This window comes from Bradyrhizobium sp. PRIMUS42 (assembly GCF_023006515.1).
Classification (GTDB): domain Bacteria; phylum Pseudomonadota; class Alphaproteobacteria; order Rhizobiales; family Xanthobacteraceae; genus Bradyrhizobium.
This window is the reverse complement of record NZ_JALBGZ010001611.1, coordinates 1-440: the sequence shown is the minus strand read 5'-3', so window position 1 is coordinate 440 and position 440 is coordinate 1. Positions and strand designations below refer to the sequence as shown.

1 pseudogene is annotated in these 440 nt (G+C 70.5%); it reads right to left on the bottom strand.

From position 1 onward, the window contains the following. Positions 1–440 (bottom strand): annotated as a pseudogene (locus MOV75_RS41915) (peptidase M15); the annotation flags it as partial.

Genomic DNA, 440 nt, shown 5'->3' with positions numbered 1-440 from the left:
GGCGGCCGGCAGCACCCCGAGGACACCGTTGCCGGTGCCGAATCCCGTCGGCTGCCGCGGCATTTCGGTACGGGCGATCTCGGCCTTCGGCGCCTCCGGTTGGCTGACGATCTCGGGCTTGTTGATGAGATCGGCGCGGGCAACGACGGCGCCGGAGGTTTCCGCGACGTCGGAACGGGACGGAATGGCGTTGGTGACCGGCGGGGCGACCTGGGTGGGGGCGGCGGAGGCAACCTTCACGGCGCCGGCCTTGACCTGAACCGTCTTGACCCGAACCGGCTTCATCGGCTCGGACGAGCCGGGAATGATGGAGAGCGGCTGGCTCGAGATCACGCCATTGGTGAGCGGTGCGGGCTCGATCCTGGATTCCGTCGGCCGAACCTCGGGTTTGGGCTGGGCCGGCGGCACCGCGGCCGTCGCAGCCGCCAGCGTCGACAGAC